The organism is Mesobacillus zeae (assembly GCF_003570705.1).
In the GTDB taxonomy this organism is placed as follows: Bacteria; Bacillota; Bacilli; order Bacillales; family Cytobacillaceae; genus Mesobacillus_C; species Mesobacillus_C zeae.
In genome coordinates this window covers 35,040-56,537 of sequence record NZ_QWVT01000033.1, presented here as the reverse complement: position 1 = coordinate 56,537, position 21,498 = coordinate 35,040, and the positions used below count along the sequence as shown (strand labels likewise).

Genomic DNA, 21,498 nt, shown 5'->3' with positions numbered 1-21,498 from the left:
TTGATAATTTGTAATAAAGTTTGATTAAAACCATCTCACCTCTATAGGTTTCTTAGAGGTGAGATGATTTTTTATTGGATATTTATGCTAATATCACTATAAAATTTGTGAAGAAATGTACTTAAACTCCCTCAGTTAAATACGATTTTCTCCCGAATACTCGCTTATTCGCAGGATTTCATGTACCTTGATATCTTTTAACGAATAATGAATTGGACCTAGAGCCATTAATAGCTTAGTGGAGGCATAGTGAAATAAAGGAGAATACTAAGACTCCATATTTTACCATATAATGTACATGCTCCACGCCGCCCCTAGAGGCTTTCCCTCCCATGTCTCAACGGGTCGTTTGCCCTATCATTCCTTCGTCATGCCTATCCAAGGGGTGGAGGCCAGTTTTGCTAAAGGAATGGGTCAGTGCCCTTATGTTTAAGTAATCTGGTACTCCGTACATATATTTGAAATCCTACGAATAAGCCAATATTCGCTTTGTATTAGACTTTATAGTGTATAGTGTTCTATTACTTTTTCGATGTCCATATTAAGAACGAGTGAAATTCTACAATTCTATTCGCATTAAGCTGCCATAGGTGTAAGTGTTTGGAGTTTTTCAGGACTATAGGATTCATTTCGTCGTGCCATTCCCACAAAAATTCTAGCCAATTTACCAATTAATTTCATAATTGATTTCATTTTCTTCATTTTTTTAACCTTAACATTATGGGAGTGAATTGCTTGAAATTCTGGGTTGTTCATCACAAGACTCATTGTAGCTAAGTAGAGGAATCGCCGCAGCCTCGACCTTCCACGTTTTGATAACACAATTTGTCCTTTCCACTTTCCTGAACTAGCCTCAGCTAGGTGTAGTCCTGCATGTCGAAGCAGAGAATTACCGTGAGAAAATCCACTAATATCTCCAGCTTCACCTAATATGCCAGCTAATGAAATCTTACTAATTCCTTTAATGGTAAGTAACTTTTTAGCGAAGGGAATTTTATTTAATACATCGGTCACTTGCTTTTCAACTCTTTCGAGTTGTATTACTGCTAGATCATATTCCTCAAGTAATTGTTCCAAATGAAATTTATACGCATCAAGTGCTTGTCTTGATCCGATAGAGCTTGTGGCTACCTGAAGAAGTAATTGGGCCTTCTTTAATCCAGGTTGTCTCTTCATCAGTGATTTCCAACCCATAATAACCTCATGAGGCTGCTTGGAAGCTAATTCTATAGGAGTTGGAAATAGACGAAGGGTTGCGATAGCCCCTTTAGCAGTAATGTTTTTGAACACTTGTCGGAGTTCTGGAAAGACAATATCTACCCAACGATTTAATTGATTAATAGAACTAACAAGACGTTTAACAACTACATCACGATTCGACATAAGAACCCTTAGTTTTTCAAATGATTCTGAAGTATATCTAACATTGGAGTAGTAACCGTTCTTCACCATATCAGCGATAACTAAGGCATCCTTTTTATCACTTTTTGATTGAGTATTATCACGGTTTTCTTTATTCCTTTTTACTAAATATGGGTTTACCGTTACTACCTCAATATTTTGTCTAAAAAGCCATTTTGAAAGATTGATCCAGTAGTGTCCGGTAGGTTCCATACCAACTATAACGGCATCAAGGCTATTTAATCTTTGAAGATTTTTAATCCATATTAGTAAACTTTCAAATCCCTCTTCATTATTTTTGAAGGTAAGTGGATCACCGACAACAATACCTCGAAAATTTACAGCTCTAGCCACGTGAAATTGTTGAGCGATGTCCACACCAACAACGAGGTGTTTAACGGAAATTCTTTCTATTAGTTGATTTTGTTGGTTCTGCATTTTAAACTTCATAGTAGGGTTCCTCCTAAGATTGTGAGTTAGAGTGGTGTCTATACTCATATCTTACTGAGGGGCTCTCTTTTTTTCAAAGCCGATATTTAGCAATCTACAGGAATGCTAGAGGGTAGCGTTGGTTCATTAAGGAACACAAAAATGATCAATCTTTTTTATAAAGAATAATCCAATTAAATATTTTAAGGGCATGTTTTGATTAATCTTTTTTCAAAACATGCCCTTTCTATATGTTCATTTATCAAGGTTTTTTGTATTAATTTGATCAAACTTTGTTTCAAAGCTACACCCAGCTCATCCACCACACTTTGCACACCCACCTCCCCACAGTCCAACCATTGCACAAACACGCTGACAGCATTTGGTCTCCACATTCGCGAAACAAAGACGTATAGTAAAGCTAAGCAATTGCTCGAAGTTAATAAGGTACTTATTTGCACAAACTATTGTGCAAAGGAGGTGTGGTACATGTCGCTTGATCAGCGCAGTACTGCAATTTTGTCCCACTTAATCAAAGCTGGCACGTTCGTTTCTGCCGGCGAACTCACCGAGAAATTCCACATTTCGCGAAGAACGGTGTATTACGATATAGGAAAAATCAATGATTGGCTCGAGGATAACCAACTTCCAATCGTGAAACATGTGCGGTCCGCGGGATTTATCCTGGAGGAAGAAGCCGCCATCCATGCACCAGAGAAGCTTGGCCATTTAAAAACGTGGCATTACGAGTATTCTGCGAAGGAGCGCAAGGCTTGGCTCGCCATCTATCTGACGGCACGGGAAAAAGCACTGTTCCTTGACGACCTGATGGAAAAAACGCGGGTCAGCCGCAACACGACGATCGAGGATTTGAAAGTGCTGAAAGCCGAGCTGGAGCGCTTTGAGCTTTCGCTCGATTTCGAACGGAAGACCGGTTACAGCATCGCTGGAAAGGAAGACGACAAGCGGAAAGCCATCGTCCACTACCTGCACCATGTGCTCCCAGAACAGAATTGGCAGTCGTTTCTTGCAAAAATCCCGATTATCCTGAACCACGAAGCTGACGATTTCAGCCCGGTTAATTTTGAAAAACTCCTGACCGTCCAGAATATCGTGAGCGAAAGTGAAGCCGAGCTGAACCTTCAGTTTACCGATGAGTTTCTGTACAGCCTTGCCTTCCGCCTCCTGCTTTTTTGCAAACGTGTTGCCCAAGGGAAGAAAGTTTCAATCGATCCGATTGAAAAAGAAGTTCTGCAGGCAACCAAGCATTATCAGGCTGCCGTCACGATCGGCCGCAAGCTTTCGACATTGTTTAAAATCGAATTCCCTGAGGACGAAATTTTTTACATCACGAAGCATCTGCTTGCGTCGAGAATTCAATTTTCCGGGGAGCCAGTGTTGACCAGTCAGCAGCACGAGGACCAGCTTCTAGCTCAAATCGTCACACGGATGGTGACAGACTTCCAGAAGTACGCCTGCGTTTTTTTCCAAAACCGGGAGGAAATCGAGAATAACCTCATGCTTCACGTGAAGCCGGCCTATTACCGGATCAAATACGGGCTCGAGTTTGAAACAGAAATGACCGAACTAATCAAGAAGCAGTATCATGACGTCTTTCTTTTAACAAAAAAATCGATTTCCCATCTCGAAGCTGCAGTTGGAAAAAGCATCAACGACAATGAAGTTGCACTCATCAGCATGCACTTTGGTGGATGGATGCGGAAGGTCGGGGCCAAGCCGGCAGCGAGGAAAAAAGCACTGCTCGTCTGCAACAACGGCGTCGGAACCTCACGTTTGCTGCTTCACCAGCTGGAAGGCCTGTTCTCCACCGTGGATTTAATTGGAAGCGTTTCATTAAGGGAGTTTCAAAAGAACGACTATGATGCGGACTTCATCATCTCCACCATACCTATGGAGGAAAGTACCACGCCAGTCTTTGTGGTCAATCCTATCCTGACTGAAGCTGAAAAAGAAACACTCCTGAAAAAAGTCCTTGGACAGGTAGAACCGGTTACCGGACAAAGCGCTTCTGTGGAAGCATTGATGAACATCATTGAAAAGCATGCCAGTATCTTCGACCAAAGTGGCCTGCAGCAGGAACTGAAACAGTTTTTACACAGACCAGCTAGGATCACCCATGACCATGGCAGACCTTCGCTATCTTCCCTGCTTCAGCCGGAATATATCCAGGTGAAAAAGGAAGCCGCAGATTGGAAGGATGCCATAGTAACGGCCGCTGCGCCATTGCTGCTAAACGGGTGCATCACATCTGCCTATGTTGAAAAAATGCTCGCTAATGTTGAGAAGCTTGGGCCGTATATCGTCATCGCTCCACACGTAGCCATTCCTCACGCAGGACCGGAGGATGGGGTCAACTGCCTTGGCATGAGTCTGTTAAAGCTTCAGCATGCTGTATCTTTTTCAGACCAGGACAGCCACGATGTCCGACTGCTAATCGTACTGGCCGCCATTGACGGGGAAGCCCATCTGAAAGCATTGTCGCAGCTGAACAGCCTGCTGTCGGATGAAAACTCCGTGGAAACATTGCTTCAGGCCAAAACGCCGGAGAAAATCGCCACCTTCATCCGCGTGAATTTACCGCTGGATTAAACAATTCAACACTGCGGAGGATACCAGCCTCACCACAACAGGATAGATACAAAACCTGAAAGGCCGGAGCTGCAGCTATGCCCGCATAATCAATTCACCACCAAGATATAGATACTAGACTGAAAGGGGGTGCTGCCGATGCTCAGCGAATATCTCACATCAGAGATGATTTCGTTTAAAGAAAGCGCGGAGAATTGGGAGGAAGCAATCAAGATTGCCTCACAGCCGCTCTTAGAACAGCAATTTATTGAAAAAGAATACATCGATACGATGATCAGCAATGTTAAAGAGTTTGGCCCGTATATTGTCATGGTGCCTGGTTTCGCAATGCCCCATGCACGACCGGAAAACGGTGTGAACAAGCTGGGAGTCAGCCTGCTTATCCTGGGAAAAGAAACACTTTTTAACGACGAAAAAGCCGCAAGCGTCTTCCTTGTGCTTGCAGCAACGGATCCGGAATCGCACCTGGCGCTTCTATCCGAATTGTCATCACTCTTATCAAACGAAGAAAATGTTGCAAGGCTGGCTGCTGCCAGAAGTGAAAGTGAAGTCTTTACTATTTTAAAGGAGGAGTCAAAATGAAAATTTTAGTCGTATGCGGAAACGGATTGGGAAGCAGCTTCATGATGTCCATGAACGTGCAAAAAGCGATGAAGGAACTGAACATGGAAGGAACTTGCTCACATACCGACCTTGCAAGCGCAAAAACCGAAAATGCGGATTACTACATCGGGGCACCGGAAATCATGGACCAGCTGAATGATGGAAACAGAAAAATTATTTCCCTAGTCAACATGTTCAGCATGGATGAGATCAAAAAAGCGTTAACTACTCATGTATTGGAAGGAAGATAAATATGCTGCGATTAATTATGAATGATATTTTAGGCACCCCTGCCATCCTGGTTGGACTATTTGCCTTGATCGGCCTGCTGCTGCAGAAAAAAGCGATTGCCGAAGTTGTATCCGGCACGTTGAAGACAATCATGGGCTTTATCATTCTCGGCGCTGGTGCGACAGTTCTTGTCGGTGCGCTGAATCTGTTTGGTCAAATGTTCGAGGAAGCGTTCCACATTAAAGGAATCATCCCGAACAATGAAGCAATCGTTGCGCTCGCCCAGGAAACATTCGGGACTGAAACCGCGATGATTATGGTCTTTGGTATGATTGTGAACATCCTGCTTGCCCGCTACACGAAATTCAAGTACATTTTCCTGACAGGCCACCATACGATGTTCATGGCTTGTATGCTTGCTGCTGTACTTGCTGCAAGCGGAATCAAAGGACCACTGCTTGTTGCCATCGGCTCCGTCATCCTTGGCGCGCTCATGGTTTTAATGCCAGCACTTCTCCAGCCATACACACGACAAATCACCGGATCAGATGACATGGCTGTCGGCCACTTCGGTTCGATCGGCTACTTCGTTTCCGGTACAATCGGAAAGTACTTTGGCGATAAAGAAAAAACAACCGAAGAAATCAAAGTACCAAAATCGCTTGGATTTTTGCGTGACTCTTCTGTCGCACTCGCGTTGACAATGGCTTTGATGTTCATCATCGTTGCCGCGTTCACAGGCCCGACCTTCATTGAAAAAGAATTGAGCGGCGGAACAAACTTCATCGTGTTCTCGCTTACACAAGCAATCACATTCGCCGGCGGCGTCTACATCGTACTCGCTGGTGTGCGGATGGTCATTGCTGAAATCGTACCGGCGTTCAAAGGAATCGCTGACAAAGTCGTTCCTAATGCAAAACCGGCACTTGACTGCCCTGTCGTCTTCCCATTTGCGCCAAACGCTGTGATCATCGGCTTCCTGTCCAGTTTTGTCGCAGGTGTCGTCAGTATGTTCATCCTGCCAATCTTCGGACTTGCCATCATTGTGCCAGGCCTCGTTCCCCACTTTTTCACAGGCGCAGCAGCCGGTGTTTTCGGGAACGCAACAGGTGGAAGACGCGGAGCCATCCTTGGCTCACTCGCCAACGGACTCATCATCAGCTTCCTGCCGGCACTGTTGCTGCCAGTACTCGGCTCATTAGGCTTCAACGGAACAACATTCGGCGACGCCGACTTCGGAATCGTCGGCATCCTGCTCGGCAACCTATTGAAATTATTCTAAGCTAACCGCAATCATACATTAATAGAAGAAACCCACCCGCAAATGCACGAAAGCTGCTTGCGGGTGGGTTTTTGTTTTGGCGGAATATCGTAATTTTTTAATGGGCTTTTCGCAGACCTTCGCATAAAAGCAGCAAAACAGAAGGAAAGTGGATGAGGCCACCCCACCTCATTGGCTTTCCTTTAATTATGTCTAACACTCTAACTAACATTTCTCCAAAATACTTATGCCCTTTACTCCCGCCCCACCCGCCTCCTCTGCCAATCAAAATCGCTGACGTTATATTGGCAGTCGTAAAAGTCAGCATCGAACGGTACTTTGACAGCGATGTCGACCATATAGCGGATTCCGCCGATGCTCCCAAGGTCCTCCAATCCCCACTTCACTATACAAAAAAACAAGATAATAGGAACTTTTACCTACTTAAACGACTCATAAATAAGAAAACAACATCAGGAGCGGAATAAATCAGTATCAATTACCCATACTTAATTTGTGAAAATTCGATAAAATAGTCTTTGTCGTTGTGTAAATATGTAAATAAGGGAGTCTTAAGTCATGCATCCACTTGAAGAAGAATATCTAGAATTACAACTTTCTTTATTTAAAGAAACTTTTATAGAGATTGTGCTGGAGCACGGGATTAACAGTGAAAAGGCGCAACGGTTTAGCGAAAGGCTCGAACAAGTCATTAGAAAACATGAGCAAGCTTTTGGGGAAGAGAAAGCCGAGCTTTTCCTAAACCGTTAGTCAAGTTGCTTATTGTGGGGCATTAGGTCCAAACCTCTAGTCAGCACAATTCATCAATTCGCCCTTCAGTCCGAATCTTCTAGCACTCAGGTTTTTATAAAAATCCCCCCTCCATCTTTTGCGTTATCACATATAATCTCGTCCTAACGGCTCTTTTTCACGGCCAAAATAAAAAAGGGTAGCCTTTAGGGAAATGATCCCTTTGGCTCCCCCTGTCCTTCACTTACTCCCGCCTCCTCTGCCAATCAAAATCGCTGACGATGTATTGGCAGTCGTAAAAGTTAGCATCGAACGGTACTTTGACAGCGATGTCGACCATATAGCGAATTCCGCCAATGCTCTCGAGCTTTTCCGTTCCTACCTCACTCACAATTGAAAATACATCAACAGGGATTCCTTGCTCATCGAGGGAAAGAATCACTTCAAACAGCCGCCGCAACTTTCCGCAGACAAGCTGATCAGCAGCAATAATGCACTCCCTCACTCTTTCAGGAAACAGCAGAAGCATACCCACAAAGTTTTCCTCCGCTTCAAGCACAGCTCCTTCACAATTTTCCATACACTCACCTTCCTCATAAAAAATTGACAGGCCAGCACACCCTTGCCCCTCCATTTTCAATATGGAACTTTTCTGCACGAAAGGCAGGCACACCGCTAAACTTCCGGCAAACACCAGGTATTTTTATTTTGTTTTTACAAACATTAAAAAAACCAATTCATATTTCGGCCATCACATAAGAAGGGTGATTCTGTTGAAAAAAGTGTTAGCAGCAATCCTCGCTTTGGCTGTTGTGGGATCTTCAGCCTTCTTTACGATACAGTTCATTGAGGCAGAAAGTCAGGAGGATATGCTGAAAGAAGATAAATTCTTAATCATTGCCCACCGCGGGGCCAGCGGCTATGCGCCCGAGCACACGATAGAATCGTATAAGCTGGCACATGAAATGGGCGCCGACTATATTGAAATCGACCTCCAGATGACCAAGGACGGCCAGCTTGTCGCCATGCATGATGAAAAAGTGAACAGGACGACAAACGGGAAAGGCTATGTCAAAGATTACACGCTGAAAGAACTGAAGAAGCTCGACGCCGGGTCATGGTTCAACAAGAAATACCCCGAGCACAGCAATCCAAAGTATGCCGACCTGACCATACCGACCCTGAAGGAAATATTGGAAACATTCGGGAGCAAGGCAAACTACTATATCGAAACGAAGCACCCAAAAGACCATCCCGGCATGGAAAAAGAACTGATCAAGTTGCTGGGCGAATATGGACTGCTTAACGGGGATTTATCGAAAGGCGAAGTCGTCATCCAATCCTTCAGCAGCGACAGTCTGACCAACATCCACAAGCTCAACAAAGATATCCCGCTCATCCAACTCCAGCACTTGAAAAAATCAAAAAAAGTAACGAAAGAAGACCTCGCCGAAATCAAGACATACGCAGTCGGCGTCGGCCCCAAATTTTCAAGAATGACGAAGAGTTATGTCAAAAAAGTGAAAGAGGCGGGACTCTTCCTCCACCCCTACACCGTCAACGAAAAAGAACCAGCACAATCGCTGCAAAAAATGGGGGCAAACGGAGTAATCACAAACTTTGCGGATATCCTTGAAGAGAAAGAAGAGCAGTAATGGCCAGCGGTCCCCAACAGGAATTCTGTTGGGGATCGAAAATTTTATCTAGGAACCTCTACCTTATCTCGCCTGTGACTTTTGCTACATTATTTTCCACCATTTTATGTTACTTTTATGATATTGTCAGAAAAAATCACAGATAGCAAAGGAGAGTTGCCTCATGAGCTGTGGATGTTCTAGTTTGAAGGATGGCAAGTCTATCGTGGATCATGTAAAGAGCAAAGGAAAAGAAAACAATCCTCCCAGCGTTGCGCATGATATCGTTTGTGAGTGTGGAGAGGTATTCACATTGGAAACAGTCGTTATGAACTGTCCAAAATGTGAAATGACATATGCTGTAACACCTTGTGGTTCTGAAGATATAAATAACGTAAAGCCTGCCGGCATCAAATATGCTTAATCAAAATCCCCCGATATTCGGGGGATTTTTCACTTCTGTATTCATTGCTAGGAGAACACCGAACACTACAGCCGTTTCAGCTGACCATTTATCTTCTAAATGTCGAACTCCCCATATCCCCGCAAACTGCCCGAATGAAGCATAGGTTCATGATCAGGATGTACCGGATCGGCAAGGACTTCAAAGGTTGATGCATATCCCCCTTCCCCGTCGACGTCTTGGGGCGGAGTGTCTTGAGACATCTCCAGGACAAACAGGATTATTGGCACAATAATCATCAATCATTCTCTCTACCTAGTATGCTTCATTATAGCTGCCTTAGCGGTTCAGGATTGCCCCTATAGACTACGCCTATGCAAGGCGCATAAAGAGAAAAACCCTCGGTTGCCCGAGGGTTTTTTAGCTAAAGACATTCTAGCAGCCTGTTCTAATATCAAACTCTTTATACCCCTGCCACCTTGCCCATTCGAGCATATGCTCACGATCGGGATTGTCCGGGTCGGCAATCGTTTCAAGAAATGCCGCATATCCCCCTTCCCCGCCCACATCTTCTAGAGGCGTCTTTCCGTTCCCCCAGGCAAACAACGCGATTTCTTCCATAGTCGTTGATCACTTTCTCCAACACTATGCGATGTTGCCAGTTGTCGCCATAGTCATAGACATATTCCAGCTCACGGCATTCCGGAAACACTTCCGACAGCTTGACACCCTATTCAGCGGGTAATAAAACAACTGTCAAGTTCACGATCGATGAGACGCCTCCTGCAGCACCGAAGGTTAATACGGTTAAAAGCACTTCAACTTACGTTACAGCAGCCGAACGTTATTCAGTCATCACCATTAAGGTGGGAACAAAGATAATCGGAACGGCAGCCACTGACAAATACGGGAAATTTAAAGTAAAAATAAAAGCTCAGAAGAGAAACACGTCGCTGTATGTATCGGCAAAAAACAAGGCTGGAAATGTCAGCAAGTCTGTGAAAGTAACAGTTAAGCAATTAAAAAGTCCCCTTCCAGAGAGCTAGAAGGGGACTTTTTAACTATTAAGAGAATTTCATTATTCACTATACAAAATTTTGAATATAACTATAAAAAATAAGTAGAAGTATGGTAACACGCCTTTCAATTCCTTTCTTTTACTCTTAATCTATTTATTTCTATTCGGAAACGGTTGATAGAGTATTCTCAGCAAAGGAACAGCCAGGATATAATACAAAGATAGAGAATAATATGATAGGGGTTCAATAATGAAAAACATAATTAGATTTACAATTTTCATTCTGCTTTTAAATATGTTCTCAGCAGTTTTTTTTTCGCTCGACAAAGTGAATGCTGAGAATATTACTATTGAGAATAATAGTCCCGTGCAAAAAGCCGTTGCGGGAGGCAGAAATTCAGCCATAAAAAAAATGGATGGGACCGTCTGGCTCTGGGGTGACAATTCTGATAATCAGCTGGGCAGGGAAAACGTTATATTCAGCAGTACTCCTGTTTCGGCAATCGGTTTAAAGAATATTAAATCGATAAGTACGTCAAACAGATTTTCCATGGCAGTCATGGAAGACGGCACACTTTGGTGGTGGGGAAATACGTTTTTCCCACTGCAGGATTCCTACAATACCGGTTACAGTAAATCGAATATCCCTGTTCAGCTAGAGGGTATTGATAACGTAAAAGAAGTATCGTTAGGAGACGATTATGCAATTATCCTGAAAAAGGATGGAACTGTTTACTCGGTCGGATCAAGTTACTATGGCAGACTGGGGACGGGAGGGAGCATAGACGACCCAAATAGGGGAGGATATAGCCAAGGTATATCCCAAATTGAAACACTTAAAGATGTTGTCGCAGTATCAGTCAGTAAAGAATACGCACTGGCTCTAAAAGAGGACGGTACAGTCTGGGCCTGGGGCCGCAATAATTATGGTCAATTGGGGAATGGAACGCTGACTTCAAGCAGCACCCCGGTCCAGGTTTTGGTCGCAAATAATATAAATAAAATAGTGGCAGGCGAAAATACTTCGTTTGCAATCGACGAAAATGGTTTTCTGTGGGGATGGGGCCGAAATAGTAATTATTTGATCGGGAGCGGTTCTGGTTCAACCTCAACACCCACCCTTGTTTATAATTTGACAAATGTGACAAGCATTGAGGCCAATTCGAATTTTGCACTAATAAAGAAAAGTGATGGAACTATTTGGGGATGGGGAAAAAATAGTAATGGGCTTTTAAATGAAGCGGATGGGGGTGGAACTGTTGGCCCTACTCTTTTGAACGACTTGGAAGGGATAGCAATATTCAAGACTGCACCAGAAGCTATTGTTGCGGTTACCGCATCAGGGAAGGTCAAGATAAAGGGGAAATTGTTTGAAAAGGTAGATTCTGAGTATAAAGTCGAGAATCTTGACTACATATCAAATGTTTCGATCAGTGAAGACCATGTCCTTGTTTTAAATGAAGAAGGCATTGTCAAGGCGTGGGGGAAAAATGATGTCGGACAGTTGGGCAATGGCAATTTGATTAATAGTAATGTTCCGCTCATGCTACCAGGTATTACGAATATTGTAGATGTAAAGCCTTCAATTAGTAGTTTCATATTACTCAATAGTGCAGGAGAAGTCTTTATTGTGGGCTCAAGGGGAAAGACGAACAACAGCACCGCCCTGCCAGGAGTTCCAAACGTCTATAAAATTGATGGACTTAACCATGTGAAGAAAATAGCTACTTCTGGATATGACGTACTTGCTCTTACGGTGGATGGTTCAATCTGGAAGTATACCAGATCTTCCGGAGGTGACCCAATCAGTTTTTTGACCAAGGAGATAAGCCAGGGAGATTTTATTGATATAGCTTGCAGTAATGATCACTATGTTGCGCTTAAAGAAGATGGCACTGTCTGGAACTGGGGTAATAATGATAATGGCCAATTAGGAGATGGTACTTTAACATCAAAGACTACTCCGGTTAAGACGCTAAATATTGATCATGTTACATCTATTCATGCTCAACCAGGAATTACAATTGCCTTACGTGACGATGGAACTGTGTGGGGGTGGGGCAGCAGCCATTCCTATCTTTTAGGCCCGAATTCTCAGGCTAAAAGAATTCTTCCTACCCAAATACAGGGACTTTCAAATATAAAGGAACTTTATATTACAGAAAATAGAGCATTTGCTAAGGATGCAGATCATGTTTTCTATGGGTGGGGAGAGGCCTTCGGCATAATAAACAACCCAACCGACCAATTCCTTAGTTCTCCCGTAAAAATGGATGACGTCGAGGGTGTGCAGGAAATAGCTCCTTCTTCGCAATTTCAATTGATGGTCAAGTCGGATGGTTCAATTTATGCAAAAGGGATCAATTATGAAGGTGAACTGGGTACCGGTTCTTATAATTATGCATATGAGCCGACAAAAGTAGTGTTTGACCTTAGATCAAGCCTGGCCAATATTGTTACTTTCTCGATTGGAAATGAATTTGTTCCGGCTCAAATTGATCTGGTGAACCATGAGGTAAAGTTGATTGTTCCCAGTGATACCGACTTAACCAATGTTAGACCAAACATAGGGATATCTGTTGGATCAACAATTGAGCCTAGCAATGAAGAGTATCAAGATTTTACCTCACCGGCCGACTATAATGTGACCGCAGAGGATGGAACTGTAGAAAAGTGGAAAGTAACTGTCCTAAAAAATACTGAAATCAATATAAATGTCCAATTTGAAACATTCGGAGGGACTCTTCTTAAAAATCAGGTAAAGAACTTTTATTCCCTTATCGACAGGCCAGAAGACCCCGAAAAACAAGGCTACGAGTTCAAGGGCTGGTATAAGGATGAGAATTTGTCCTCTGAATATGATTTTGCTAAGAAGTTAACCGAAGATATTACTTTGTATGCAAAATGGGAACCAAAGAACTATACAGTCAGCTTTGATGCTCAGGGCGGAAGTTACATTGCAGATATTACCGGTACTTATGGTACGGCAATCCAGGAACCAGAAAAGCCAATGAAAACAGGTTATGCGTTTAGCGGTTGGTATAAAGACTCCCTGTATGACACAGCATGGGATTTCAATACTGATAAACTCACTGACAATATTACCTTATATGCAAAATGGGAACCAAATGAGTATACAATCCATTTTGACTCGCAAGGCGGAAGCAATATAGCAGACTATTTTGGTAAATACGGTATGCCTATTGCTAAACCGGAAAACCCTATAAAAGCAGGGTACACGTTTATAGGTTGGAATAAAGATCTTTTATTAACCTCCCTATGGGATTTTGCTTTTGATACGGTGGCCTCCGACCAAACTCTGTATGCCGATTGGAAAATTAATAGATATTCAGTAACGTTTAATAGCCAGGGCGGGACTCAAGTTGCGGGACAAACAATAAACTTTAATTCAACTGTTTCTACCCCTGCTGCTCCCAAAAAGACAGGATACACATTTGGCGGCTGGTATAAAGAAGCAAGCTGCATCCACCAGTGGGATTTCAGTAAAGAAACCGTTAAAGAAAATACCACTCTTTATGCAAAATGGATTCCGAACCCTGCCAAGCCAAGCAGTCCAAAAGCAACCTCAGTATCCTATAACAGCATTAAAATCAGCTGGATTGGCGTAAGCGGGGCAAACGGATATGAAGTTGATCGGGCAACCTCCAGCACGGGAAAATATTCCCCTGTCGTGACGACCTCATCGACGAACTTTACCCATACTGGTCTTACGACGAATACTTCGTATTACTATAAAGTCAGGGCCTACAGGCTGGTAAGTTCAATTAAGGTTTATGGGGATTTTTCCCCGGTTGTTTCTGCAAAGCCGGTTCCTTCCGTGCCGGGTTCAGTCAAAGCGGCGTCTGCATCCTATAACAGCATTAAAACAAGCTGGGCAGCAGTAAGCGGGGCAAATGGATACGCGGTATACCGGGCAACCTCCAGCACGGGGACGTATTCCTACGTTGGGACAACTTCTTCAACAAGCTATACGAACACTGGGCTTACAACGAATAAAACGTATTACTATAAAGTTAGGACCTACCGGCTGGTTGGGTCGTCTAAGGTTTATGGGAATTATTCAGGAGTTGTCTCCGCAAAGCCGGTTCCTTCTATCCCAGCCAATCTGAAGGCAGCACGATATTCATCCTCCAGTATCAAGCTGACCTGGAGCAAGGTATCGGGAGCAACAGGCTATCAAGTGTATAGGGCAACCTCAAAAACAGGCACTTACAGCTATGTGAAAGGGACGACTTCTTCTTCTTATATTAATACCGGTTTGACCAAGAAGAAGACGTACTATTATAAAATCCGGGCCTATCGTACAGTTGGGAAAACAAAGGTATACAGCGGCTGGACAACCATTGTCAGTGCTATGCCTTATTAAATGAAGAGAAAAACCGTTGCAGCGGGTTTTCCTTTTAGTTTTATGGTGCGGTTTCCTGTTGAGAATTTAAAAGAGGTTTACAAAAATAATCGTATCCTGGAAAACGTGGGAGAAGTTGGTGGTGAAATGGTGGCAAAATTGAGCCTAATGCCACCAAAAACATCTAACCAAACAACATTAAACAAAAAATTGGACCTAATAAATAAATAATCGCGTTCTTTAGCTGTTATAAAAAAAATACCCTTCTACCTTGACAGGGTGGAGGTCGATGGTTCGAACCCAGTAGGAATCATACATGAAAAAAGCCTTGAAACCTTGTAATAATAAGAGATTCAAGGCTTTTTTGTATTTTCTGCTTCTAAGCGGTTGGACCAGAAAAAGGGATTTGCTAACATTTTGCTAACGGCTGGAAACTTACTTGTTCTTTAATGGGAAAGACCCAAAGTAGCTCTGTTTATATTAACATGGCTCCTTTGCGGTCTTTTTTTTGTAAAAGGGGGAAGAGAGACGAATGTCTATTGAGCAAGAGAAAAGAAGGAAAATGATTGAAGAGATACTTAATCACCAGGTTCAGGGGGAGGTATATCATTTAATTCATGCCAAGTTAAATTGTTTTTTCTCGGTATATCTTAATATCTTTTGCACTGACTTTACCAGACTCCATTCCAAATTGCCTTGCTAATTCAGGTGAATTATTAAGTTGGTTAGCTAACTTTTGGTCTGATTGAATAAAATTAGCTCGTCTAGCTTTTCCACCATAATTGCCTTTTCCACCTAGCATATAGGTAATTTCTACTTGTGCTTTTGCTACTGGTGAAAAATCAGGAACTCCATTTTTATACTGTATACCAGCTATACCAGCTTGATCTAACATTTGTTTTAATTTTGTGTCAGGCGGTGGCTTAAGGGAAACTAGTGATTCACCCGTTTTTCCTTCAAAACGGACCTTTGGATTTATTTCCGCAGGTATTTGATTAATTCTTGCTTCATATGAACTGGCAAATTCACTTTCCCTTCCATATCAAACTCCTTCCCGTTACAGCAATTACAATCCCTGTAACGTTTACCCGTTTTTTGCGGATAACATGTTCGTAACGTGCATCCGTTACAACACACTGTACGATGACTTCAAAACATAACACAACCCTTTATTTTCCCCTCTACTATCGCCATACACTGTAAACAGCCATTACAATCTATAAAAATTTAACACTTAATGCACTTATAAAATTATTGTGTACCTGTTCGTTTCTTGCGCCAAAACGCAAAAAAGCACTTGTTGCCTTTAGTAGACAATCAAGTGCTTTAAGTTAACATGTAGTTTCTATATTATCTTAAGTTTTATCCCATTGTAATAACAGTATGTTTGACAAGGGTCACTTCACAATAGCGAGATCATTTGTTGCCGCAATATGCACTTTTTCTTAACCTGTCCGTTAAATAGGCACAGTTCACTCATCTATTATACTTACATGTTTTTAAGTAGTAATCTAATTCATTAAAAATGTATATTTATCTCTTCTTTAAGAGCCTTTTCTAAGTATTCTTCAAAACTATTTACAATTACCTCTTGTTCACCTAAATCAATATGAAATCTTATAATTTCTGTATTGGGTAAATTAAAGCCTATCGGATTACCTGCACCATCTATTCCAATTACAGTAAATTTCTCATAGCTTTCTGGAAGATTTTTTCTAAACTTAAGTGATTGTTCTACAAAAGACGGTGTCGCGACAAACTCAGCCTCTTTCAATCCTAAAACAATCACTTCTCCCACTGCACCAGACCCATATTTCAAAAGAAACATCTTATAATCATGAGGTAGCTTTATCTGTAAATCATCTTCAGCTTCTCTAACTTCCTCTTCTTCAACAGGTCCTCCAAATGCTTCAGCACACATTTCGAATTCTTCATCAATTGCTTGTAATAGTTCTATTTTCATTCTATTATTCCCCTTTTAATCAGTTCATTTGCATACCTTGCTTTCCAATATTCTTTACGCCATTTATCGAATTGCTGCCTCTCTTCCCCTTTACCAACTCCACCTTTATTTCCAAATGGATGCTGTCTTTTGTTTCCTAAATCATGGTATCTACTAGGCATCTCAATTATTGGCCCTTCAACTTTTTGTACGTGATGGTGAAGTATAACTGTATCATTCGCTCCATCTTTTGGAGAATACCCTTTTTTAAATAAAAACTTCAATTGTTTATCTGATAAATGTGATAATGAACGTTGTGCTTTTACTTCAAAACCTTTAAAGTGTGCTGTGAATTTTCCCGTTTGTTCATAACCTTTAATTGCTTGTTGAACATCTTTAGACGTTACTTTATAAATATCATTTGTTAAATTAGACTTACCCGCACCCTTAGCAACCTCACCTTTACCCCCACTCCCCTCAACCCGATCGACAACCTTCGCAAACTGCGGGAACTGGTCGTTGAGGTTTTTGGTTTTTAGGCCGTAGGTGTTGATTTGGCCAAAATCAGTGGCGAGGGCCCGTTTCTCGATAGCGACAGGGACTTTCAATCCTCCGAGGGCACGTCCGATTTCCGCCAAATCGCTTCTGGCCTTGTTCAGGGCCCGCTGGACGAATTTGTTGCTGAATGGGGCCTTGATGGCTTTGGTGAACTGGCTTGTGGTGCTGCTGACTGCACCTGAGACACGGGTCTTGAAGCCTTCAAAGGTATTGCCTTTTCCGACGAGATCATCTACTTTTGCTTTTATATTACCAGAAAAGCCCTTCGTTTTTGAAGCGGGAGCCTTGCCGGCAAGCTTTCCGACCTTGGAGATTTTGCCTGCCACCCCAGCAACTGGCACAAGCGATGGCAATGCCGCACCCGTCAGGTAGGCGATACCCTCCTTTTCATAGGTATCAGAAAATGATTGGCCAATCGCTTCTAAAATACCGCCTGGATCCTTGATTGCCTGCATGGCGGCCTTTTTATATTTGTCGATGGTGGCATTCGCTTCTTCTTTCAGGAAATCGGGCTCCACTGCATCAGGTATTTGGGAAGAAAGGCTGACAACGATGCCGTCTTTTGCCAGGACCAGAACGCCAGTTACGAGGCCTGCAACTGCCACCGCCAGGCCCTTCACCAATCCGGATAGAACTTCCCAGCCTTTTTCAAATGTGTCGGATATACCATCCAAGAAGCTTGTATATTTCATATTCACATTAAGTGCTTTATTGTGAAAATCATCGTCTGTATTCTCAAATTTGATGACCTTCGTCTCATGGATCCTCCAAAGCTTTTCCACCTTATTCTTCAGGCGGGTTTCAGAATGCTTGAGTTTAGACTTGATGCCTTCAAGCTTCGCCTTATTGGCCTGGCTCTTCTCTTTTTCACTATCGGATATATCCTCAAAAAAACGGGGGAAAGGAGCCCTATCCGCATGGCCTATCAATCCGTACATCGTACCTGTAACTGCATTATCGATGGAATCAAGATTCCAGGAGATATCATTCCTATCCACCCGCATCATCGCATTCCTGGAAAGTGGGGCGATGTGGGTGGTGGTCCTCTCCACATAGTTTTCGAACAGGTTGGTGAGGTCCTTCACCTGCGTGCGGTAGTTCTTAATATCACGCTTGATTCCCCGCACCTGGTCTTCCCAGGCTTCGATGCTTTCGCCCTGGTTATGGGCGATGAAGGAATTGATCTTTTCCAGGGAGGATTCCATCTTGTTCAGCGCATTCTTATAGGTATGGAGCTGCTCGATGATGTTGTCGAGAATGCCATAATTGATTTGCAGATCGCGCTTCATTTCGATCCCCCCCTGATTTTGGTGCCGATTTTCTCGTCTGTCTCCTTCATCTGCTTGACCAGCATGGCGCCGGCATCATGTATAGCATCCAGGTGCTTGAGCAGCTTCGTGTTACTATCGTCGTTCATATTGTCGAGCAGGTCGTCGACCGCGTCGACGAAGTCGGAATTGAAACTTTTCAGCTGACTCCGGGTCCCGGAGCGGAAGTTTGTCGTATAGCTCTTGAAATCGGAAATGCTAGCTTTCAGCGCACTCAGCGCTGACTCCAGCTCATCGAGGTTCAATTTGATATTTTGGCTTGCCAACTGTTTACACCCCTTTGCCTCACTTCTTTTTACCTGGAATGGAACGTCTCGATATCGGAGATCAAGTCATCAATTTAGCACTACCTAAAATGAACGGACTGGATATCGGAGATCAGGTCATTGATCTCAGCGGTCATTTCCTCTATGACATCCCGCATCTCTTCCTTTGCATCCGCGTTCTCGAAATCCATCTCCCTGAAGTTCTCCCAAAGGGATTCGCGCATGTCATTCAGGCTTCCTATGATGCCGCCGCCCCATCCCCCATGGACAATGCCGTGGCAAAAATCATAATCGTACAGCCGCATCAATGTTCACCCGCTTCCACTTTTGTTTTTACCTTCTGCTCAAGCTGCGCCATGTCCTCCGGCGAAAACTCAATCGACTTCAGCCCCTTGTCGATGATCATTTCTTTTTTCATCAGCAGTTCGAAAGACGTCTCCATTTCGTCGCGGTAGCCCTCATGGATGACACTCTGGGTGAGCGGCCTGGTGAAATGGATGATGCTTTCCTTCTTGATTTCACCGAGCGGATAAATGACCCCGGCATAAGGAAAATAGGACCGGTACCCTTTTGGAGCGACGTAGCGAGCGGTAATGACGACTTTCACTGCAGAATCAATCGACGGGTCCGGTTGGAAATACCGCGGGTCCAACTCCACGACAGACCCAAGCGGCAAAAGCGGCCGCATCATCTCCACACAGCTTGCCAAATAATCAGCGAAAAGCGCGCGATCCAGCGCGAACTCCTTGCCTAGGAACGAAATCGAATGCAGGCCAGCCCCTTTCCGGTAAAAAATGTCCACATCCAGGCTGTATAGCTCCATGCTTTCCATGTCATGACGGAAAGCTTCAAGCAGGTTTTCATATACATTGAGATCATCGAGGAACAGATTGGTGAATTCCTTGATCACGGGCCAGTACTCCAGCGGGACTTCCCTGTCTGATTCGTACAAAAGGCTATGGACCCTTTCCATCGCCAATGCTTTCATTTGCTTTTGATGCGATTCGCTCATCGTCATCCCCACTCTCTTCCTATAAAAATATCTGTCTGTTGGATAAAATGTTAGTTCATTCCAGTTTATTTTACGAACCAAGGTACTAGTATTCAAGTCTTACAGGGAAATAACAGGAAAAATAAGAAAAAAGACCCACCTATGATCCTTTTCTTATTTTTTTATAGTCTATTTTATTCGTGCGAAACGACTCAGTATTTAAATTGTGCGATGGGCTCCTACCACTGCCCACAATTGATTCTAATTAAAAGTCATTGGCCATAATACTATTAACCAGACGTTCAGAAAATCCATCTGAGTAACAAAGCTGCCGGTTTTTCTAACCGACAGCCTCAATGACCAATCTTTCACTTATAAACTTCTGTACTCCTCGATAACGGCTTTATTAGCACAATACCGGTAAAACCTTTCAATTAGCTGATCAATATCCTGCTTTCGAACAACCTTGTCTAGCCATTCATTCGGGATACCCTCTAATTTATAATACATCCCTGCCATCATTAACACCTACCCCTTTAATATTGCTTCCTTGTACACTTACTCTTGGAGATAAAAGTATTGCCAACTAAAAAGGACGTCTGTAAAGGAACCGGCAGCGCAATGAGGACACCTAGGAAACACTATTCCAGCTGGTTTTGTTCTACTTTGACCAGGACGTATTACGTTGACAGTGAAGTAGTGTCTTTGAGATGAACTTCTCTTATATTCATCATTAGAACTTCAAGTTTTTTTGTGCCATAATATCTTATCTGTAAGGTCCAAGCGTGATAAAATCAAACAAATAGAGCTATGAATTTTCATATATAAAATATCTAATTGGCTCATAATATGCATCGTGAAAAGAGTCATTAGAATAAAGGGGAAAGATATGAATGGCAGAATTATTGGATTGGAAAAATGGTGCTAGCGGGCATAAATTTATTACTTCTTTTAGCGGAGGAAAGGATAGTGTCCTAGCTTTATATAAAGCAATGCAGGTTGGAGAAGCGGTTGGACTGATCGTCATGATGGAGGAAGAAGGAAAACGTTCCAGATCCCATGGAATGCCACCGGAGCTCATACTTGCCCAAGCTAAATCAATAGGTTTGCCCGTATATACTGGGGTTGCAAGTTGGACAAATTATGAAAAAGTATTTACGCACCTTTTAGAAAATGCTAAAAATCAAGGAGCAGAAGTATTAGTAACTGGAGACTTGGATATGCCTGCTCATGGCTGTTGGCATGAAAAGGTTACGAAGAATGCTGGATTAAAGCTTGGGATGCCATTATGGAAAATGAATCATCGTGAAGCTGTCGAAGAGTTCATAAATCTAGGATTTGTAACGATCATTGTAACAATTAATTTATCTTTAGGAATGCGAGAAGACGATTTAGGGCGAACGTTAACACATGAATACGTGAAGGAGCTTGAAGCTCGTGCTATTGACCCCTGCGGAGAAGGTGGAGAGTTCCATACCACAGTAATAGATGGGCCCATTTTTAAACATCCTATTCCAGTTCGTAAATGTGAGATTATTAAGGACGGAGAATATGCTTTTTTGCCTTTGGAGCTTGATTAGATGGCGGCAGATATTTGTACTCAAATAACATAAAAAAGAGACAGTTTTCACCGCTTTTACATGTGTTGAACCAATGAAAATGTGATTTGAACTAATTAATTTTTTCTCAGAGCTATCTCTCATATAC

At 42.9% G+C, this 21,498-nt stretch carries 23 protein-coding genes and 1 pseudogene; 11 read left to right on the top strand and 13 right to left on the bottom strand.

Annotation, left to right across the window (positions count from 1 at the left end):
* Positions 1-576: 576 nt before the first annotated feature.
* Positions 577-1,851 (bottom strand): IS110 family RNA-guided transposase, encoded by a 1,275-nt coding sequence (locus tag D1970_RS18300; protein WP_119114299.1) that lies wholly within the window; start codon positions 1,849-1,851, stop codon positions 577-579.
* 468 nt (positions 1,852-2,319) lie between these two features.
* Between D1970_RS18300 and D1970_RS18295 the strand changes: the two genes are divergently transcribed.
* The 4 genes from D1970_RS18295 (at position 2,320) to ulaA (ending at position 6,556) form a co-directional block, all read left to right on the top strand.
* Positions 2,320-4,440, top strand: a complete 2,121-nt coding sequence (locus D1970_RS18295; RefSeq protein ID WP_119114298.1) for a BglG family transcription antiterminator — start codon at positions 2,320-2,322, stop codon at positions 4,438-4,440.
* 138 nt (positions 4,441-4,578) lie between these two features.
* Positions 4,579-5,022 (top strand): PTS sugar transporter subunit IIA, encoded by a 444-nt coding sequence (locus D1970_RS18290; protein ID WP_209796933.1) that lies wholly within the window; start codon positions 4,579-4,581, stop codon positions 5,020-5,022.
* Positions 5,019-5,294, top strand: coding sequence for a PTS sugar transporter subunit IIB (locus D1970_RS18285; protein WP_119114297.1), 276 nt, complete (start codon positions 5,019-5,021; stop codon positions 5,292-5,294). The genes D1970_RS18290 and D1970_RS18285 overlap by 4 nt, the downstream gene beginning before the upstream one ends.
* A gap of 2 nt (positions 5,295-5,296) precedes the next feature.
* Complete coding sequence (gene ulaA, locus D1970_RS18280) at positions 5,297-6,556, top strand: PTS ascorbate transporter subunit IIC (RefSeq protein ID WP_119114296.1); 1,260 nt, start codon at positions 5,297-5,299, stop codon at positions 6,554-6,556.
* Between the two features lie 233 nt (positions 6,557-6,789).
* Here the strand turns inward: ulaA and D1970_RS22500 are convergent, their stop codons facing one another.
* Complete coding sequence (locus tag D1970_RS22500) at positions 6,790-6,930, bottom strand: hypothetical protein (RefSeq protein ID WP_181213424.1); 141 nt, start codon at positions 6,928-6,930, stop codon at positions 6,790-6,792.
* Positions 6,931-7,114: 184 nt separating this feature from the next.
* Here D1970_RS22500 and D1970_RS18270 point away from each other — a divergent pair, with 184 nt between their 5' ends.
* On the top strand, positions 7,115-7,306 hold the full coding sequence (locus D1970_RS18270) for a hypothetical protein (protein ID WP_119114294.1): 192 nt from the start codon (positions 7,115-7,117) through the stop codon (positions 7,304-7,306).
* A gap of 223 nt (positions 7,307-7,529) precedes the next feature.
* Here D1970_RS18270 and D1970_RS18265 read toward each other — a convergent pair whose 3' ends face one another.
* Positions 7,530-7,865, bottom strand: a complete 336-nt coding sequence (locus tag D1970_RS18265; RefSeq protein WP_181213425.1) for a DnaB-like helicase N-terminal domain-containing protein — start codon at positions 7,863-7,865, stop codon at positions 7,530-7,532.
* 193 nt (positions 7,866-8,058) lie between these two features.
* Between D1970_RS18265 and D1970_RS18260 the strand changes: the two genes are divergently transcribed.
* Together D1970_RS18260 and D1970_RS18255 are read left to right on the top strand one after the other, a co-directional pair.
* A complete protein-coding gene (locus D1970_RS18260; protein ID WP_246370264.1) occupies positions 8,059-8,940 on the top strand; it encodes a glycerophosphodiester phosphodiesterase in 882 nt (293 codons plus the stop codon).
* Between the two features lie 163 nt (positions 8,941-9,103).
* The gene (locus tag D1970_RS18255; RefSeq protein WP_119114291.1) at positions 9,104-9,343 is read left to right on the top strand and encodes a hypothetical protein; all 240 of its coding nucleotides are present in this window, start codon (positions 9,104-9,106) and stop codon (positions 9,341-9,343) included.
* 95 nt (positions 9,344-9,438) lie between these two features.
* Here the strand turns inward: D1970_RS18255 and D1970_RS18250 are convergent, their stop codons facing one another.
* The 3 genes from D1970_RS18250 to D1970_RS23605 all read right to left on the bottom strand — a co-directional run bounded on the left by D1970_RS18250 (position 9,439) and on the right by D1970_RS23605 (position 10,034).
* Positions 9,439-9,621: an IS1096 element passenger TnpR family protein gene (locus D1970_RS18250; RefSeq protein ID WP_119114290.1), complete on the bottom strand. Its 183-nt coding sequence runs from the start codon at positions 9,619-9,621 to the stop codon at positions 9,439-9,441.
* Between the two features lie 136 nt (positions 9,622-9,757).
* A complete protein-coding gene (locus D1970_RS23610; protein ID WP_498071993.1) occupies positions 9,758-9,934 on the bottom strand; it encodes an IS1096 element passenger TnpR family protein in 177 nt (58 codons plus the stop codon).
* Positions 9,855-10,034: an IS1096 element passenger TnpR family protein gene (locus D1970_RS23605; protein ID WP_181213426.1), complete on the bottom strand. Its 180-nt coding sequence runs from the start codon at positions 10,032-10,034 to the stop codon at positions 9,855-9,857. The genes D1970_RS23610 and D1970_RS23605 overlap by 80 nt, the downstream gene beginning before the upstream one ends.
* Before the next feature lie 10 nt (positions 10,035-10,044).
* Here D1970_RS23605 and D1970_RS18235 point away from each other — a divergent pair, with 10 nt between their 5' ends.
* From D1970_RS18235 to D1970_RS18225, 3 genes are all read left to right on the top strand, one after another.
* On the top strand, positions 10,045-10,368 hold the full coding sequence (locus D1970_RS18235; RefSeq protein ID WP_119114287.1) for an Ig-like domain-containing protein: 324 nt from the start codon (positions 10,045-10,047) through the stop codon (positions 10,366-10,368).
* A 222-nt stretch (positions 10,369-10,590) separates the two neighbouring features.
* Positions 10,591-14,727 (top strand): RCC1 domain-containing protein, encoded by a 4,137-nt coding sequence (locus D1970_RS18230; RefSeq protein ID WP_119114286.1) that lies wholly within the window; start codon positions 10,591-10,593, stop codon positions 14,725-14,727.
* Positions 14,728-14,937, top strand: coding sequence for a hypothetical protein (locus tag D1970_RS18225; RefSeq protein WP_119114285.1), 210 nt, complete (start codon positions 14,728-14,730; stop codon positions 14,935-14,937).
* 371 nt (positions 14,938-15,308) lie between these two features.
* Here D1970_RS18225 and D1970_RS18220 read toward each other — a convergent pair.
* The 7 genes and pseudogenes from D1970_RS18220 to D1970_RS22495 form a co-directional block, all read right to left on the bottom strand.
* Positions 15,309-15,742 (bottom strand): annotated as a pseudogene (locus D1970_RS18220) (HNH endonuclease); the annotation flags it as partial.
* Between the two features lie 483 nt (positions 15,743-16,225).
* Complete coding sequence (locus D1970_RS18215) at positions 16,226-16,669, bottom strand: SMI1/KNR4 family protein (protein ID WP_119114284.1); 444 nt, start codon at positions 16,667-16,669, stop codon at positions 16,226-16,228.
* Positions 16,666-18,495, bottom strand: coding sequence for an HNH/ENDO VII family nuclease (locus D1970_RS18210; protein WP_119114283.1), 1,830 nt, complete (start codon positions 18,493-18,495; stop codon positions 16,666-16,668). Before D1970_RS18210 ends, D1970_RS18215 begins: the two co-directional genes overlap by 4 nt.
* On the bottom strand, positions 18,492-18,800 hold the full coding sequence (locus D1970_RS18205; protein WP_119114282.1) for a hypothetical protein: 309 nt from the start codon (positions 18,798-18,800) through the stop codon (positions 18,492-18,494). The genes D1970_RS18210 and D1970_RS18205 overlap by 4 nt, the downstream gene beginning before the upstream one ends.
* Before the next feature lie 80 nt (positions 18,801-18,880).
* The gene (locus tag D1970_RS18200; RefSeq protein ID WP_142921031.1) at positions 18,881-19,108 is read right to left on the bottom strand and encodes a hypothetical protein; all 228 of its coding nucleotides are present in this window, start codon (positions 19,106-19,108) and stop codon (positions 18,881-18,883) included.
* Positions 19,105-19,818, bottom strand: a complete 714-nt coding sequence (locus tag D1970_RS18195) for a DUF4176 domain-containing protein (RefSeq protein ID WP_119114280.1) — start codon at positions 19,816-19,818, stop codon at positions 19,105-19,107. The genes D1970_RS18200 and D1970_RS18195 overlap by 4 nt, the downstream gene beginning before the upstream one ends.
* A gap of 345 nt (positions 19,819-20,163) precedes the next feature.
* Positions 20,164-20,313, bottom strand: a complete 150-nt coding sequence (locus D1970_RS22495) for a hypothetical protein (RefSeq protein ID WP_181213427.1) — start codon at positions 20,311-20,313, stop codon at positions 20,164-20,166.
* A gap of 371 nt (positions 20,314-20,684) precedes the next feature.
* Here D1970_RS22495 and D1970_RS18190 point away from each other — a divergent pair, with 371 nt between their 5' ends.
* The gene (locus tag D1970_RS18190; protein WP_119114279.1) at positions 20,685-21,371 is read left to right on the top strand and encodes a Dph6-related ATP pyrophosphatase; all 687 of its coding nucleotides are present in this window, start codon (positions 20,685-20,687) and stop codon (positions 21,369-21,371) included.
* The last annotated feature ends 127 nt before the right edge of the window (positions 21,372-21,498 follow it).